Source organism: Ruegeria sp. AM4 (assembly GCF_056540665.1).
Map to the genome: position 1 here is coordinate 944,020 of NZ_JBQFXD010000001.1, position 15,994 is coordinate 960,013.

The window sequence follows — 15,994 nt, forward strand, 5'->3', positions numbered from 1 at the left end:
GGGAGTAACCAATGAAAAACCTGATTCTGACCACCGCAGCATTTGCGCTGACCGCTGGCATGGCCATGGCCGACACCGTCCGCATGGGCACCGAGGGCGCCTACCCTCCGTACAACTTCATCAACGACGCCGGTGAAATCGACGGATTCGAGCGTGAAGTGGGTGATGAGCTGTGCAAACGCGCCAGCCTGGACTGCGAATGGGTCAAGAACGACTGGGATTCGATCATTCCGAATCTGGTCTCGGGAAACTACGACACCATCATCGCCGGCATGTCGATCACCGATGAGCGTGATGAGGTCATCGACTTCACCCAGAACTACTTCCCGCCCGCAGCATCGGCCTATGTCGGCGCATCGGATGGTGTGGACCTGAGCGGCGGTATCATCGCAGCGCAGACCGCTACCATTCAGGCCGGTCACGTTGCTGAATCGGGCGCAACTCTGGTCGAGTTCGCGACCCCGGAAGAAACCATCGCTGCTGTCCGCAACGGCGAAGCAGACGCTGTGTTTGCGGACAAGGACTTCCTGGTTCCGATCGTCGAGGAATCGAGCGGCGAGCTGGTCTTCGTAGGCGATGACGTACCGCTGGGCGGTGGCATAGGCCTTGGCATCCGCGAATCCGACGCAGAACTGCGCGGCAAATTTGACGAGGCCATCACCTCGATGAAAGCGGACGGCACGCTGAACGAATTGATCGTCAAGTGGTTCGGCGAAGGCGTTCCGACATATAACAGCGACGGCTCGGTCGTTACCAACTAAGCCTTCCGACCAATGGTCCGGCGCGTCATCGCGCCGGACATGCCGGGCCTGAGGCCGGGCCAGACGTTCGAAAGACGCCTAATGTTCTCATACTGCGCTGATCCTGACACGCTGGGCACGTTCCGCTGGTTCTCGTGCTATCTGACCAATGGCGTCCACTGGTCATTCTATCTGTCTTTCCTCAAGGTTCTGGGCCTCCTGGCCGTCACCGCGCCAGTGGCGCTCGGCTTTGGGTTTGCAGGGGCAATGGCTGCCCGGTCGCATTTCCCGCCGCTTAGCTGGCTGGGCAAAACCTATATTGCCATCGTGCGCGGCGTGCCCGATATCGCCTTTTTCCTGTTCTTCGTGATCGCCCTTGATCAGGGCTTTGAATGGCTGCGCCACAAGGTTCTCTGCCCTGACTGGACCGATCCTGTCCGGCAAGGCAATGATTTCATCGTCTGTCAGGCGGCCAAGTTGCCATTGGGAACCTCGCCGGAATGGGTGCATGAAACCTATGGCTTCTTCCTTGCGGTCATCACTTTCTCGATCGTCTTTGGGGCTTTTGCCGCCAACGTCCTGTTCGGCGGCATGCGCGCGGTTCCCCATGCGCAGCTGGAAACGGCCGAGGCCTACGGCATGACCCGCCGCCAGACCTTCTGGCGTATTCTTGTGCCGCAGATGTGGGTCTATGCTCTGCCCGGCCTGTCGAACCTTTGGATGGTGCTTATCAAGGCCACGCCGCTGCTGTTTCTGTTGGGGATCGAAGACATCGTCTATTGGGCGCGCGAACTGGGCGGCACCAAAACCTCGCGCTTCACCGACTATCCCCATGGCGACTGGCGCATGTGGTATTTCCTGGCGCTGCTGATCTTCTATCTGGGCATGACACGGGTTTCCGAGATTGGCCTTGAAAAACTGATGCGCCGCCTGTCCCACGGTCAGGCCACTTCGGGCGGAGAGCTTTTGCGCAAGGAGACCACCGCATGAGCTGCCTCCAGACGATCCAGGATTACGGCCTACGGTCGCTTGGCTTTGGCGAACGCCTGCTGCCCAAAACTGACTTTACCCTGTGCGAGCATTTCACGCTGATCGGCTCGGGCATGATCTGGAATATCTATTTCGGCATCATGGCGATGGTCACCGGCTTCTTTCTGGCCACCGCGCTGGCAGTCGGAAAGGCGTCGACGAACAAATGGCTGCGCAAACCGTCCGAGTGGTTCATCTTCCTGTTCCGCGGGTCGCCGCTCTTTATCCAGTTCTTCTTCGCCTATTTCTTCTTCCTGTCGTTGAAGAAACCCTATCCGATGTTCGACGCCTTCACCTCGGCCTGGCTGGGGGCGCTAATCGTTCTGTTCCTGAACACCTCGGCCTATTCGGGCGAGATCTTCTATGGCGCGCTGCGGTCCATCCCCAAAGGCGATATCGAGGCAGCCGATGCCTATGGCATGACCGGCTGGTCGCGGTTCCGTCGGATCGTCTGGCCAACGATGCTGCGCCTGGCCTGGCCCGCCTACACGAATGAGGCGATCTTTGTTTTCCAGTCGACGACTCTGGTGTTTTTCTCGGCCTTTCCGGCCTGGCAGCAACGGGGCGACGCGCTGTATTATGCCAGCTATTTCGCTGACAAGACGTTCAACCCATTTGTTCCCTACCCGATCCTGGCGTTCTACTTCATCCTGCTGACACTGGTGATTGTCTGGGGCTTCGGCATGGTTAACAAACGCCTGAACCGTCACTTGCCCGCTGAGCGCAAAGCAAAGATGCGGTTCCGGCTAAATCTGGCGCGCTAAGTCCAGTCGACCGGGTTCAGACGGAACAGTTTCGAAAGCTGGTCATAAACTTCGGGCTCCTCGTGCTTCAACGCGCGAGGACGTTCAAAGAACACCTCGACCGAAACCGCAAAGAACTCTTCATGTCCGGTCGCGCCGTAGGGGTCGATGACTGTATGCCTGCCATCTTCAACAGCCTGAACATGCGCGTTATAGGCTGTTAGAAACACCCGCTCCCACTCGGCAAAGCTTTGTCCTTCGCTTAGGATCGGTACTCCGTTTGTGCCACCGGACAGGTCGTCAATCTGATGTGCGAATTCATGGAACACCACGTTCTGGCCGTCGTGATCGTTCAAGGCCCCCTGTTCGCTGTGCGCCCATGACAGAATGACGGGCCCCCGATCCCAGCTTTCGCCCGTGCGCACGATCTCTTTCTCTGTCACCACATAGCCCGAGCGTCTTTGCTGTCGGGATTTGAATGCGTTCGGGTAAATCAGCACGGTCGTCAGATTGTCATACCAGAGGTCGCTGTTGACGATCAGCAAGCAAGCCTGTGCAGCAATGGAAAGCTGCATCTCTTCAGTGACTTCCAAACCGTCGCAGCCGTAAAACTCGACCTGATCGAGAAACAGGTTCACCTTGCCGTCCAGTTTGGCTCTCAGGTCGGCAGGCAGCTTGCGCAGGATTGGCACACTTGTTTCGATGATCCCGCGCTCCCGGTTCGTCAAAGGCGTTGACAGCAGGCGCGACCGGGTTTGCGATCTGGACCAAAACCGGTAACCCAGATACCCGGCGCCCAGCAAAATGATGGCAATTAGAATGTACATGCTGTGAACCTAGGCGAACCACGCCCGGCATGGAATTCAATAGTCGGAATTTCTTGTTCATAGAAACATCGCGCGTTCGGGTCAGACAGATTTCCGAATTTGCGACAGTTTGGTGAATTTTCGCCCAAGCGCTGAAACAGGGCTTGGCTTGTTTGGTAGCTGGCTTTATATATTCCAAATATAAAATTCGGGAAAACCAAATATGACGCTTCCTCCAAACGTTCATGACGCCGAACCCATCCCCGCAGCAGCCCGCGACGCCATTGATGCCCTGATGCAGTCAGGTGACCTGTTTCGCTACACCGCGCCGCAGGATGCACCGGTCGCCTTGCTCGAGGCAGAATTTGCCGAGCTGTTGGGTTCAAAATACGCGCTGGCGGTTTCATCCTGCTCGGCGGCTTTGTTCCTGTCGCTCAAAGCACTTGGTCTGCCGCGCGACGCCCGTGTTCTGATCCCCGGCTTTACCTTTGCTGCGGTGCCGTCCTCGATCGTGCACGCCGACTGCATTCCGGTGCTGTGCGAGGTCGGATCGAACTATCGCATCGACATGGCAGATTTTGAGGCCAAGCTGGACGGTGTTCAGGCCGTGATCATCAGCCACATGCGCGGCCATACGTCGGACATGGACGCGATCATGGAACTGTGCGACGGCCGCAATATCCCTGTGATCGAGGACGCGGCTCATTCGCTGGGCACCACGTGGCATGGTCGCAATATCGGTACCATCGGCAAAGTGGGCTGCTTTTCGTTCCAGTCCTACAAGATGATCAATGCCGGCGAAGGCGGCATCATGATCACCGACGACGCCGATCTGATAGCGCGTGCCGTGATCATGTCCGGCGCGTATGAGCACAACTGGAAGAAGCACAAAGGCCCGCATGGTGACAATTCGCCAGAGTTGGAGCGGGCATTCGGAAAGTGGCAAAACCAGTTGCCACTGTACAATCTGCGCATGAGCAATCTGAGCGCAGCTGTCATCCGCCCTCAGATCCCCGAACTTGCCCGCCGCGTGCGGGACGGTTTGGCCAATCACGACTATGTTGCGGATCGCCTGAACGGATCGCCTCATATCGACGTCCCGGCCCCGCTTGCCCCCGAGCAGCGCGCGCCCGATTCCATCCAGTTCAATCTGGTCGGTATGGATGAGGCCGAGATCCGGTCCTTTGTTGCTGCCGCCGAAGGGCGTGGGGTCAAGGTACAGGTCTTTGGTCTGAGCGAGGACAATGCCCGCGCCTTCTGGAACTGGCAGTTCCTGCCAGAGCAGGTCGAGCTGCCGAACACCCGGGCGATGCTGATGAACGCTTGCGATGTACGCTTACCCGTGCGTCTGACCCGCGAAGAACTGGACGTGATTGCGGATATTCTGCTGGCCTCGGTTGCCGAAGTGACCGGCCCCATGCCGGTTTATGGCACCTGAAAACTACCGTTCACTTAGATCGAATAGTTCCGTCGAAAGAAACATCGCGTTGATCCCCTCGGGGGTCGGCGCGATGCGTGACAGAATAGCGGCCACCGCCGGTCCAGTTCCCGTCTGAACCAAAAGCGGAGCGCCGGAATCGCCCATCATGACCGGGCAAATGGCGCTGATCAGGTCGGTCGACATGGGTTCGGGCATGCAGGGCGGCGTGCGGCTTAACACATGCGATCGCAATCCCGGATAGCCCGCGACAAATGCCGGTTCGCCATCTGGCCGTAATATCGGCAGATACCCGACCTCCTGCCCAATCGGCTCCTGCAGTTCGAGAACTGCCCAGTCTCTGCTCGCCCGATTGTCAAACCTATTGCCCTGCCCCTGATCCGCAGCCACCCGGTAGGATTGGACCGCCGAGAACGCAGCATATTCACCGCGTTGATACCCGGCGGCAAAGCGCAGGCTCGTAGGTGGAACCCATCGTTTGCGCGCTTCGTTGTACAGGCAGTGTGCTGCGGTCAGAACAAGCCTGTCCGATACCAGAACACCAGTGCAATGAGATCGTCGGCTGTGACCGGCAAAATTCACCCGGCCAATGGCCCGCCAGGGTGCTGCGGACGCATCAAGGATGTCGCGAGCCCTAATGTCTTCGCATCCCGCCGCCGCGTTACTGCCCATCGTACAAACGGGTTCCCAAACCGTCGAGAACTGACCCTGTGCTGACGCTGTCGCCGACCAAAGCGACGCGGCAATCAGGGCCAGGACCCGCATGGTATTCCTCAGCTCAGCTTGGACAGCTTCTGCTGCAACTCGGCCAGTTGTTTCTTGATGTCGTCCAGGTCTTCCTTGGGCTCGGCCTTTTCCTCGGCCTCGTCGTCCGGGCCGGACCAGTTGGCGGATAAGCCGCCTGTCATGGCCTTCAAAAATGCCCGCTGCTGCGCCTGCATCGCGTCAAACCCCGGCATCTGAGACATCGGGTTAATCGCATTCATGTTTTCCATCATCTTGTTCTGGCTTTCCCGCAGCATCTCGAACGAGCTTTGCAGGAACTGCGGCATCATCCCGCCGCCGGGCACCATATAGCTGCGCACCAGATCATTCAGCACGTTGACCGGTAGTACGTTTTCGCCCCGGCTTTCGTGTTCGGCGATGATTTGCAGCAGGTATTGCCGTGTCAGGTCGTCGCCCGATTTCAGGTCGATGATCTGAACCTCGCGCCCGTCACGGATGAACCGGGCGATGTCTTCAAGCGTGACATAGTCGCTGGTTTCGGTGTTATACAGCCTGCGGCTGGCATACCGTTTTATCAACAGCGGTTTTTCGTCTTCTGCCACCGTTTACCCTCCCCAAGGATGATGCATTGCGGCAGAGATTATGCGAGTGCAGAACAAAAAGAAAGGGCAGGTCAAAAGACCTGCCCAATGCGATGGCACCCGGTGGGAGGAACAGGTGCGGATCGCGGACTTACCTTACTTGGCAGTTGCTGCTTTCTTGGCGGCAGCAGTCACGTCGTTGGTGGCTTTTTTGACGGCTGCGGTTGCGTCTTCTGCAGCGTCTTTGCCAGCCGCCATCAGCAGCTCAACGGTTTCGGTCTGAACTTTTTTCGCGATTTCAGCGAAAGCAGCCAGGTTTTCAGCAGCAACTTCGGCCGACGCGCTTGCGAAGTCGGTTGCGGCTTTTGCATAGTCGGCAGGCTCTGCCTTTGCTTTCGAGATTTCGTTCAGCTTGGCCAGGGTTTCCTTGGTCCATTTGTTCGAGATCTCAGCCGATTTTTCAGCTGCGTCCAGAGCTACGCCCGACAGCTTTTCGTTCAGCGAAGCGGTCGATTTGAATGCGTCTTCCAGAGCGGTCGTGTCAACCGGGAACGCGCCCATCATGTCTTTCAGGGTCGCGGTGAAGTCTTGGGTCTTTGCCATTGTTCTAATCCTCTTAGCTGGTCCGGGCCCACCCCGGGTTTCTTCAGCTTGAGGGCAATATGATTGCTGCGTCGCAGCATTACAAGTTTTTTCTTGCTGCACCGCAGAATAATTTTGGTTTCATTTTGAAATCAATCGGTTGCCTTGACCTGAACATAGGTTCCTGGTGCTGATGCCAGCCGGGGATGGTCCGAATCGCCCGTATCGCGTGCAGGTATTTGTTTGCCGGACCGCTTTTTTAACCAGGCTTCCCACATCGGCCACCATGACCCGTCGTGGAAATCAGCGGCCTTTAGCCAGCCATCCGCGTCCGACTTCATGTCTGGGTTGGTATAGTGGCCGTATTTCTTCTTGCTCGGCGGATTCACGATGCCGGCAATATGGCCTGATTCCGACACGACGAACGTTTTGGTCTTTGCCCCCATCTGTTGTACGCCGCGGTAGCAATCTTTCCAGCGGGCGATGTGATCCGTCTCGCAGGTGATGGCCATTACCGGAACATCCACATCCTTGATGTGCAGCTTGTGCCCCAGCAGATCAAACCCGGTGCCGACGAAATCGTTGTTTTGACACAGGCCGCGCAGATACTGGATTGCCATTTTGCCGGGCAGGTTGGCTCCGTCACCGTTCCAGAACAACAGGTCGAACGCCGGCGGGGTTTCCCCCATCATGTAGCTGCGGATTGCGGGTGTATAAATCAGATCGCGTGAGCGCAGGAACGACATGGTCCGCCCCAGAATCCAAGCTTGCAGGATTCCGTCTTTGGCAATCTGCTGTTCGATGCCGTCGACAAAATCGTTTTGCAAGAAAGGGGTGAACTCTCCTTGCTCGCCAAAATCCGTCAGGGTCGTGAAGAAGGTTGCGGATTTGACCGACTTGTCGCCCCTCTGTTTCAGCAACGACAACGTCAGGCTCAGGGTCGTGCCAGCGATGCAGTACCCGACCGCATTGACCTGTTTGACCTTGCAGATTTTCTTGGCCTCTTCGATTGCAGTTAGGAAACCTTCCTGAATATAGTCTTCCATCCCAACATCAGCGAAAGACGCATTGGGGTTGACCCAACTGACGACAAACAGGGTATAGCCCTGCTCGGTCACCCATTTGATCAGGCTGTTTTGCGCCTTGAGGTCCAGAATATAGAACTTGTTGATCCAGGGCGGGAACAAGACGATCGGTGTTTCGTGAACCGTTTCGGTCACCGGCTTGTATTGGATCAGTTCCATCATCCGGTTGCGGTACACGACATCGCCGGGCGTCGTGGCGATGTTGCCGCCGATCTCAAAGGCTGAGTCATCTGCAAGTTTGACCACCAGCTCGCCATCGTTGGCCTCAAGATCCGATACCAGGTTTTCAAGACCCCGGATCAGCGACTGGCCCTCGGTCTCGACCGCCTTTTCCAGCGCGTCGGGATTGGTCGCCAGGAAATTCGTCGGTGCCATCATGTCGACGATCTGCTGCGAGAAATACTTGAGCCGCTGCATATCTTTCTGATCCAGATCATCGACCGAGGCGACAGCCTGCTCGATTGCCTGCGCATTGGTCTGGTACTGCTGGCGGATAAAGCGAAAGTAGGGATTGGTTTCCCACAGCGGATTGGCAAAGCGACGGTCGCGGGGGGCAGTATCGGCCTCGTCAACCTCGCCCTTGGTCAGCGCTTGCTGCGCTTCGGCGAAGTTCATGACCGACTTTCCCCAGAACTCGATTTGTTGTTCCAGAAGTTTGGCGGGATTCTGCAACGCTTCGGACCAATACGCCGTCGCTGCCTTTGCAAAAAGCTCTTGATTCGGGCCGTCCAACGCGGGGGTATGCGTCTTTTTTCCGGCCATAACCTCGATCAGGCGCTTCGACAGCACCTCGACCTTCTCCATATTTTCTTTAAGTCGTTCAATATGTTCGTCGGTCATTTCGGGCGTCTGGCCTTCACTAGTTGTCATTTTAACAATTCCCGCTTAACTTCGCTGCCATGCAGAATAACGTCGTGGGCGTCGGGGGGCAAAGCGACGAATGGTCCGAACTCTCAGGCTGACACTTAGGAGGCCCCTTTCATGCGCTACATGATGACCTACGACCTGATGGAAACCATTCGAAACACCAACCAATGGCTTGGTGCTACGGCTGGTGCCATCGCGTCCTACCCGCAGTTTTCGATGGTCCCGAACCCGGCCTTCAACTGGATGGCGGCCTGGGGCGAAGTGACCGAACGCACCTTTCAGCGCATGATCGTCAAGCCCGATTGGGGCATCCGCACCTTCACCTGCGAAGACGGCAAAGACCATCTTGTCGACATCACCACCGTGATCGAACGCCCGTTTGGCGATTTGGTGCATTTCCGTGTCAACGGACGCGAGGAACAGCCCCGCAAGGTTTTGTTGGTGGCGCCAATGTCCGGGCACTACGCGACCTTGTTGCGCTCGACCGTCAAAAGCCTGCTGGTCAATTGCGAAGTTTACATTACCGATTGGCATAACGCGCGTGACATCCCTGTGTCCGAGGGTAAGTTCGATGTCGAGGACTATACCCTATACCTTGTAGATTTCATGAAAGAATTGGGCCCGGATACACATGTTGTCGCCGTGTGCCAGCCGGTTCCGCTGACATTGGCCGCCACCGCCTATCTGGCCGAGGTTGAACCAAAGGCGCAACCCAGCACGCTGACATTGATTGGTGGACCTGTCGATCCGGACGCCACCCCGACCGAGGTTACCGATTTCGGTCGCCGCGTCACCATGGGGCAGTTGGAAGAAACCATGATCCAACGGGTCGGCTTCAAGTACAAAGGCGTCGGGCGCATGGTCTATCCCGGTCTTCTGCAACTGGCCTCGTTCATGTCGATGAATGCAGAGCGCCACAGCACCGCATTCTCGAACCAGATCCACCGCGTCATTCAGGGTGAAGCCTCGGACCATGACGCGCACAACCGGTTTTACGACGAATACCTCGCCGTGATGGACATGACTGCCGAATTCTACCTGTCGACGGTCGAACGCATCTTCAAGAACCGCGAAATCGCCCGGAATGAGTTCGTTGTCGCCGGTCACAAGGTTGATATCGGCAAGATCACCGATGTTGCCGTCAAGACCGTCGAGGGGGCGAACGACGACATCTCGGCACCCGGTCAATGCATCGCTGCGCTGGATCTGTGCACCGGTCTGCCAGACAGCAAGAAGGCCAGCCATGTTGAACCCGGTGCCGGGCATTACGGCATCTTCGCAGGCCGCAGCTGGCGCGACAACATCCGTCCGCTTGTCATTGATTTCATGAACGAAAACAGCCGTAAACCGCGCCGCCGCGCGGCCAATAACAACAAGGTTGCCTGACGGGTATGGGCAAGGATCAGACAACTGACCTTGCCTTTTCCTGCACCTGCGGCGCAGTTCAGGGTCGCATCACTTCAGCGGGCGTAAAATCAGGCACTCATGTGGAGTGTTTTTGCCACGATTGCCGCGCTGCGCAGATTTACTTTCAACAACCCGATCCGGCCCCCGGCCCGGTCGACATTCTTCAGACCACACCTGAAGATATCGTGTTCGACTCAGGGGTCGAGCATCTGGGGCTCATGCAGCTCAGCCCCAAGGGCATGCTGCGCTGGTATGCGACATGCTGCAACGCGCCGCTGGGTACAAGCACGCAGAGCCCGAAATTTCCCTTTATCGGTTTCATCACCAAACGCCTGCGCAACCCGGAAAAGCTCGGGCCGGTGCTGGTCCGCGGGTTTGTTCCCGGGCCGGAAGGCAAACAATCCCATCACGGGCTGCGGCACGGCATTGTTGGACTGTTCTCGCGCGTCGCCAAGTCGCGCCTCTCTGGGCGCTGGAAGCAAACCCCGTTTTTCGACCATGAAACCGGCGCGCCCGTTGCAACCCCCGTCATTCTGACCAAAGAACAGCGCGCGGCGCTCTACGACTAGCGAAAGCGCACCGGTATCTGCAACCAACCTTCGATCGCGTCGCACACGGCCGCGGGGGTTTCCAACGTTGGCAAATGCCCGGCATCGTCGAGCACGACCAGACTGGCGTCGGGGATCAACTCAGCCATGAACGCATGTTTCTTAGGCGGCGTCAGCGTGTCATGAGCGCCGCACAGGATCAGGGTGGGCGCGTTGATTCGGCGCAGCGTTCCCTGTTGATCCGGCCGTTTTTGCAGTACGCGCATCTGACGCACAAAGTGATCGGCGCCGAACTCTTTGGCCATGCGCAACACGTCGTTCAGAATTGGAATACGTTGGGGGCCGGGTGCCAGAGTGTCCGACCCCACAGCCTTGCGCATTACGTCTTCAAGCCGCCCCGCCAATGCGCCAATGATCAGGTCTTCTCGTCCAGCAGCCATATGGGGCGTATCCGCCTGCCCGTCAGTCGCAATCAGACCCAAACGCGTGATCCTGTCCGGTGCACGCCGGATCAGTTCCAAAGCCACCATCCCGCCCAGCCCTTGGCCAGCCAAGGCAAAGCGATGCGGCAGAACATCCAAAAGGCCCGAGGCGATCTCTTCCACCCGATCGCCTTCCAGCAAAGGTGCGATCATGACAGACCGACTGCGCGACAAACGCTCGATCTGTGGGCGAAACAGCCGCGCGTCGCTCATGAGTCCGGGCAGCAGAACCAGCGGCTCGATCACGCTGAACCTCCGAAATCTGACGTCTCTTGCGTCCTTGTTACGTAGCAGGATGAGAGTTTTGCGCCCGATGGGCAAGGGAAAGTTCAGGGGTATTCAAGCCCTCGAACCTCCGGGAAATCCGCGTATCGGGCTTGCCGCAATTCCACCGCTTCGTCGGGCTCATCGCCCGGGCGCAGCAAACATCCGCGTGGCGCAATATAGCTGTCGATCCGGCGCAGAGGCTTTGGCCGCCAAACAAGATTGAACGCGCACAGCTTGGGGAAAAACCAGATCTCGGAATAGTCGAGATGGTCGTGCATCCACCAGGCCAGATCCCGCCAGTCGCGCCCCTGTTCATACCTGTCTGCAAACCAGGGTACAATGATCGACGCGCCGGCGATCCTTGCATCACCCACACCCCGGTCCCAGATGTGGCACTCCAGCGGATTATCATTTCGCGCGCAGTTCAGCTTGTTTTCATTCCCGAACCGGTTCAGCGACGGCGAACGGTAGCCCGAGCGCACAGCGATGCGACCAAAGGTTTCTTCGAGCGGGTCCAGCAAGGTTTCGCAAAACACCCGGCCAGTCTCGATCGCGAGGTCCGGATTGTCGGGAATATTCTGCACCTGGTGGAAATTGCCGATCTCGGAATACAGAAAATCCCGCATGTAAAAGTGCCGGGACAGACGCACCCGTCCCAGGGTTTCAAGGCTCCACATGCTGGCCGGTTTACGCATCAGATCGCTACTCTATTCCTTGTTCAGCCAGCCATTCGAGTATTCCGGTAACCGTCGCATCGGTTTGCCCCGGTGACATCAATCGCCCGGCCACCACATGCGAGGACGGATCGTCCCCCGGCCCCATCGTTACCAGATGAACCTCGGACGGCGCACCCCATGCTGCGGCGATCTCATGAGTCCGTTCGGGACGCACAACTTGATCCTGATCGGAAAACCAGAACAGCGTCGGCACCCGCGCCTGCGAAAAGTCCAGTCCCAGCACCGCGTAGACCAGCGAGGACATCGGCACCACGGCTTCCCACGGATAGGTCAGGGTCCAGAACCTGCCCTGTTCCGGATTTGTGGCCGAGGCAGTCCGCTCCTGCCCCATCAGCATCGGCAACCAGATCCGGGCCCATGGCAATGTCGGCAGCCATTCTCCAGCGGTGTTCACGCCGAAATTCGGAGAGATCATGACCATCGCCGCAACCCCGTCACTCAGATCAGGGTCGACAGCGGCGGCAGCAGCCAATGTTCCACCGGTCGAGGTTGATATGACAATCACACGATCCCCCACTGCGCGCGCAGCCGCCAGAGCCTCGGCCATATCACGCATCCACCCCGAAGCTGTCGCCTCGGCCATGGCTGCGCCGGTCCGGCCGTGCCCCTGCAACCGGGTGTAGACCAGATTGGCCCCCAGCGCCTCGGCGATCCTGTCAGGTACGGGGCGGATTTCTTCTGAAGTGGCTGAAAACCCATGCACATACAGAACCGAGTACGGCGTTCGGCGCTCTTTGAAATCCGCCTGCCAGATCACTCGCTTCTGCACGCCGGGCCTAATATCGTCATAGGCGGATTCGACTGACTCGAAATAGACCTGCACGCCTTCGCCGAATTTACGAGGTTCGAAGGTCGGCTTCAGATCGACCTGCTCACGCGGGCCGAACAGGTAAACCAATGCCCCAAGCAATAGCACGGCCAGAATGATCCATCCCAGCACCCGCATCATTCAGTCCCGATGACATCCAAAATCGCATCCTCGATCATCGCAAGACAGCACTCGTCTGAAAAGCGGTGATCGGCATCTTTGACCAGCAGCAGCCGCATATCGGGCCCGGCCGCGTGATCCAGCAGCCGTACCGCCGTTTCGGTCAACACCGCCGTATCGGCCGTGCCCTGCAGAAACCGAACCGGAAACGGCAGGTTCAGAGCGTCCCGCAACACCAGTTGCTGCCGCCCGTCTTCGATCAATCGCTTGGTTATGACATAGGGCTCCATATAGTCCGAAGGCAACTCGACCGATCCCACAGATTCCAGAGCGGCCTTCTGCTCGTCACTGAACGACGCCCAATACCCGTCTTCGGTAAAATCCGGTGCGGCCGCGATCGTGACCATGCCCGCAATTCGCTCAGGAAGTGCCTTAGCCAACAACAGTGCCTGCCACCCCCCCATGGACGAGCCGACAATCACCAGTGGCCCGTCCGTCAGGTCAGAAACAGCCGCAATCGTGTCCTGATGCCAGTCGCCGATACTGCCTTCCTCGAATGTTCCTGAACTTTCCCCATGACCTGAGTAATCAAACCGCAGAAACGCCTGCCCGCGCGCCTGCGCCCAGGCCTCAAGATGAACTGCCTTGGTGCCTTCCATATCCGACTTCAGCCCACCCAGAAACACGATGGTCGGCGCCGCCCCCTTGCTTTTGTGATAAGCCAGCCGCCGCCCTTGTGGTGTTTCCAGAAAATCCGCCTCTGCCATGAACCCTCTCCGATTTTTTCCTACATCATGCACGACTGCCCAGCACTCGCAATTCCAACTTCATCTTTTCCGAAATACTCCGGGGAGCGCGAGGGGCAGCGCCCCTCGCTCCGACCCTTGACACAGACACCTCCACCTGCCACATGAGCCGAACACACATAACCCGCAACCGGGCGTTCAGTGGGCGCCAAACCGACGAGGAGAGCCAACCATGGCTTTGGACGCACAGTCAGTCTCCCTTACTTTTCCCGATGGCAATTCCCGATCCTACGACGCAGGCGTGACGCCCGCGCAGGTGGCTGCCGATATCTCGACCTCGCTCGCCAAAAAGGCGATCTCGGCCACTGTGAATGGCCAGCATTGGGACCTGCAATGGCCCATCGAGGCCGATGCGCAGATCGCGCTTCACACCATGAAGGACGAAGAGCAGGCGAACGAGTTGATCCGCCACGATCTGGCGCATGTGATGGCACGTGCGGTGCAGGAAATCTGGCCCGACACCAAGGTCACCATCGGCCCGGTGATCGAAAACGGCTGGTATTACGACTTTGACCGAGCCGAGCCCTTCACCCCAGAAGATCTGGGCAAGATCGAAAAAAAGATGAAGGAAATCATCAACAAGCGCGATCCCGTGACCACCGAGGTCTGGGATCGTCAGCGCGCGATCGATTTCTATACCCGAAACAACGAGCCCTATAAGGTCGAGCTGATCGAGGCCATCCCCGGGGATGAACCGTTGCGCATGTATTGGCATGGCGACTGGCAGGATCTGTGCCGGGGACCTCATTTGCAGCATACCGGCCAATTGCCCGGTGACGCGTTCAAACTAATGTCCATCGCCGGTGCCTATTGGCGCGGCGACAGTGACCGCGCAATGCTACAACGCATCTACGGCGTGGCGTTTACCGGCAAGGAAAAACTCAAAGCGCACCTGCATATGCTGGAAGAAGCTGCCAAGCGCGACCACCGAAAACTGGGCCGTGAGATGGACCTGTTCCACATGCAAGAAGAGGCCCCCGGGCAGATCTTCTGGCATCCGAATGGATGGACTGTCTACACGCAGCTACAGGACTATATGCGTCGTCAGCAGCGCAAGGGCGGATACGTTGAAGTCAACACGCCTCAGGTCGTAGACCGCAAGCTCTGGGAAGCTTCTGGGCACTGGGACAAGTATCAGGAGAACATGTTTATCGTCGAAGTTGACGAGGAACATGCGCGGGAAAAGGCGATCAACGCCTTGAAACCGATGAACTGCCCCTGCCATGTGCAGATTTTCAACCAGGGTCTGAAGTCTTATCGCGATCTGCCTCTGCGCATGGCCGAATTCGGGTCTTGCAACCGATACGAACCGTCAGGCGCGCTGCACGGCATCATGCGCGTACGCGGGTTTACCCAGGATGATGGCCATATCTTCTGCACCGAAGATCAAATCGAATCTGAAACTGCTGAGTTCATTCGGTTCCTGTCCGAGATTTACAAAGATCTCGGGTTCGAAAACTTCTCGGTCAAGTTCTCGGATCGCCCCGAAAAACGCTCGGGTTCGGATGAGGTTTGGGACAAGGCCGAAGCTGCCTTGCTCAGCGCGACGCGTGCGGCTGGCATCGAGCCGGAACTCAATCCCGGTGAAGGGGCGTTCTACGGTCCGAAGCTCGAGTTTGTTCTGACCGACGCCATTGGCAGGGATTGGCAATGTGGTACGCATCAGGTGGACTTTGTCCTGCCCGAACGTCTGGACGCCTCGTACATTGGTGCCGATGGTGGCAAACACCGCCCGGTCATGCTGCATCGTGCAACGCTGGGTTCGTTTGAACGTTTCATCGGCATTCTGATCGAGGAACACGCTGGCAAACTGCCTTTCTGGCTGGCACCGCGCCAGGTCGTCGTCGCGTCGATCACGTCCGAAGCCGACGAGTACGTGGCCGAGGTCGTCGAAACGCTGCGCGCCGCAGGTGTCAGGGCCGAGGCTGATATTCGCAACGAGAAAATCAACTACAAGGTTCGCGAACATTCAGTTGGCAAAGTGCCGATCATTCTGGCCGTTGGTCATCGCGAAGTTGACGAGCGCACGGTCAGCGTTCGGCGCTTGGGTGAGAAACAGACGCAGGTTCAATCGCTTGAGGCTGTAACAAATGAGCTGTCGCAGGCGGCAACCCCACCCGACCTGTTGTAACATTCGGCAGCATATTGCCTGCGATCCGGCCCCGAGAAAGGGGCCGGATTGAAACATTTTCTAATTTTCAATTCAAAAACAGTTTGTTACC

At 57.8% G+C, this 15,994-nt stretch carries 16 protein-coding genes; 7 read left to right on the top strand and 9 right to left on the bottom strand.

Annotated features, from left to right (window positions below):
• Positions 1-11 precede the first annotated feature (11 nt).
• From ACR0JA_RS04700 to ACR0JA_RS04710, 3 genes are all read left to right on the top strand, one after another.
• Positions 12-761, top strand: coding sequence for a transporter substrate-binding domain-containing protein (locus ACR0JA_RS04700; protein ID WP_480570649.1), 750 nt, complete (start codon positions 12-14; stop codon positions 759-761).
• 81 nt (positions 762-842) lie between these two features.
• Positions 843-1,730 (top strand): ABC transporter permease, encoded by an 888-nt coding sequence (locus tag ACR0JA_RS04705; protein WP_480570652.1) that lies wholly within the window; start codon positions 843-845, stop codon positions 1,728-1,730.
• Entirely contained in the window at positions 1,727-2,533 is an 807-nt protein-coding gene (locus ACR0JA_RS04710) for an ABC transporter permease (RefSeq protein ID WP_480570655.1), read from the top strand. Before ACR0JA_RS04705 ends, ACR0JA_RS04710 begins: the two co-directional genes overlap by 4 nt.
• Here ACR0JA_RS04710 and ACR0JA_RS04715 read toward each other — a convergent pair.
• Positions 2,530-3,339, bottom strand: coding sequence for a M90 family metallopeptidase (locus ACR0JA_RS04715; RefSeq protein ID WP_480570658.1), 810 nt, complete (start codon positions 3,337-3,339; stop codon positions 2,530-2,532). The two genes, ACR0JA_RS04710 and ACR0JA_RS04715, sit on opposite strands and share 4 nt — an antisense overlap.
• Positions 3,340-3,541: 202 nt before the next feature.
• Here ACR0JA_RS04715 and ACR0JA_RS04720 point away from each other — a divergent pair, with 202 nt between their 5' ends.
• Positions 3,542-4,756: a DegT/DnrJ/EryC1/StrS family aminotransferase gene (locus tag ACR0JA_RS04720; RefSeq protein WP_480570661.1), complete on the top strand. Its 1,215-nt coding sequence runs from the start codon at positions 3,542-3,544 to the stop codon at positions 4,754-4,756.
• Between the two features lie 3 nt (positions 4,757-4,759).
• On the opposite strand, the gene ACR0JA_RS04725 is transcribed toward ACR0JA_RS04720, so the two are convergent.
• From ACR0JA_RS04725 to ACR0JA_RS04740, 4 genes are all read right to left on the bottom strand, one after another.
• Complete coding sequence (locus ACR0JA_RS04725; protein ID WP_480570664.1) at positions 4,760-5,521, bottom strand: trypsin-like serine peptidase; 762 nt, start codon at positions 5,519-5,521, stop codon at positions 4,760-4,762.
• A gap of 8 nt (positions 5,522-5,529) precedes the next feature.
• Positions 5,530-6,084, bottom strand: a complete 555-nt coding sequence (gene phaR / locus ACR0JA_RS04730) for a polyhydroxyalkanoate synthesis repressor PhaR (RefSeq protein WP_480570667.1) — start codon at positions 6,082-6,084, stop codon at positions 5,530-5,532.
• A gap of 135 nt (positions 6,085-6,219) precedes the next feature.
• On the bottom strand, positions 6,220-6,666 hold the full coding sequence (locus tag ACR0JA_RS04735) for a phasin family protein (protein ID WP_480570670.1): 447 nt from the start codon (positions 6,664-6,666) through the stop codon (positions 6,220-6,222).
• Positions 6,667-6,797: 131 nt separating this feature from the next.
• The gene (locus ACR0JA_RS04740) at positions 6,798-8,600 is read right to left on the bottom strand and encodes a PHA/PHB synthase family protein (protein WP_480570673.1); all 1,803 of its coding nucleotides are present in this window, start codon (positions 8,598-8,600) and stop codon (positions 6,798-6,800) included.
• Between the two features lie 111 nt (positions 8,601-8,711).
• Between ACR0JA_RS04740 and phaZ the strand changes: the two genes are divergently transcribed.
• Both phaZ and ACR0JA_RS04750 read left to right on the top strand, forming a co-directional pair.
• Positions 8,712-9,983 (top strand): polyhydroxyalkanoate depolymerase, encoded by a 1,272-nt coding sequence (phaZ, locus tag ACR0JA_RS04745; protein WP_480570676.1) that lies wholly within the window; start codon positions 8,712-8,714, stop codon positions 9,981-9,983.
• 5 nt (positions 9,984-9,988) lie between these two features.
• On the top strand, positions 9,989-10,573 hold the full coding sequence (locus tag ACR0JA_RS04750) for a DUF6151 family protein (RefSeq protein ID WP_480570679.1): 585 nt from the start codon (positions 9,989-9,991) through the stop codon (positions 10,571-10,573).
• Here ACR0JA_RS04750 and ACR0JA_RS04755 read toward each other — a convergent pair.
• The 4 genes from ACR0JA_RS04755 to ACR0JA_RS04770 form a co-directional block, all read right to left on the bottom strand.
• Positions 10,570-11,280, bottom strand: a complete 711-nt coding sequence (locus ACR0JA_RS04755; protein ID WP_480570681.1) for an alpha/beta fold hydrolase — start codon at positions 11,278-11,280, stop codon at positions 10,570-10,572. The genes ACR0JA_RS04750 and ACR0JA_RS04755 overlap by 4 nt on opposite strands.
• Positions 11,281-11,363: 83 nt before the next feature.
• The gene (locus tag ACR0JA_RS04760) at positions 11,364-11,978 is read right to left on the bottom strand and encodes a hypothetical protein (protein WP_480571157.1); all 615 of its coding nucleotides are present in this window, start codon (positions 11,976-11,978) and stop codon (positions 11,364-11,366) included.
• Between the two features lie 25 nt (positions 11,979-12,003).
• Positions 12,004-12,984: an alpha/beta hydrolase gene (locus tag ACR0JA_RS04765; RefSeq protein ID WP_480570684.1), complete on the bottom strand. Its 981-nt coding sequence runs from the start codon at positions 12,982-12,984 to the stop codon at positions 12,004-12,006.
• A complete protein-coding gene (locus tag ACR0JA_RS04770) occupies positions 12,984-13,733 on the bottom strand; it encodes an alpha/beta fold hydrolase (RefSeq protein ID WP_480570687.1) in 750 nt (249 codons plus the stop codon). The genes ACR0JA_RS04765 and ACR0JA_RS04770 overlap by 1 nt, the downstream gene beginning before the upstream one ends.
• 211 nt (positions 13,734-13,944) lie before the next feature.
• On the opposite strand from ACR0JA_RS04770, the gene thrS reads away from it, so the two are divergent.
• Entirely contained in the window at positions 13,945-15,903 is a 1,959-nt protein-coding gene (gene thrS / locus ACR0JA_RS04775; protein WP_480570690.1) for a threonine--tRNA ligase, read from the top strand.
• Positions 15,904-15,994: the final 91 nt, after the last annotated feature.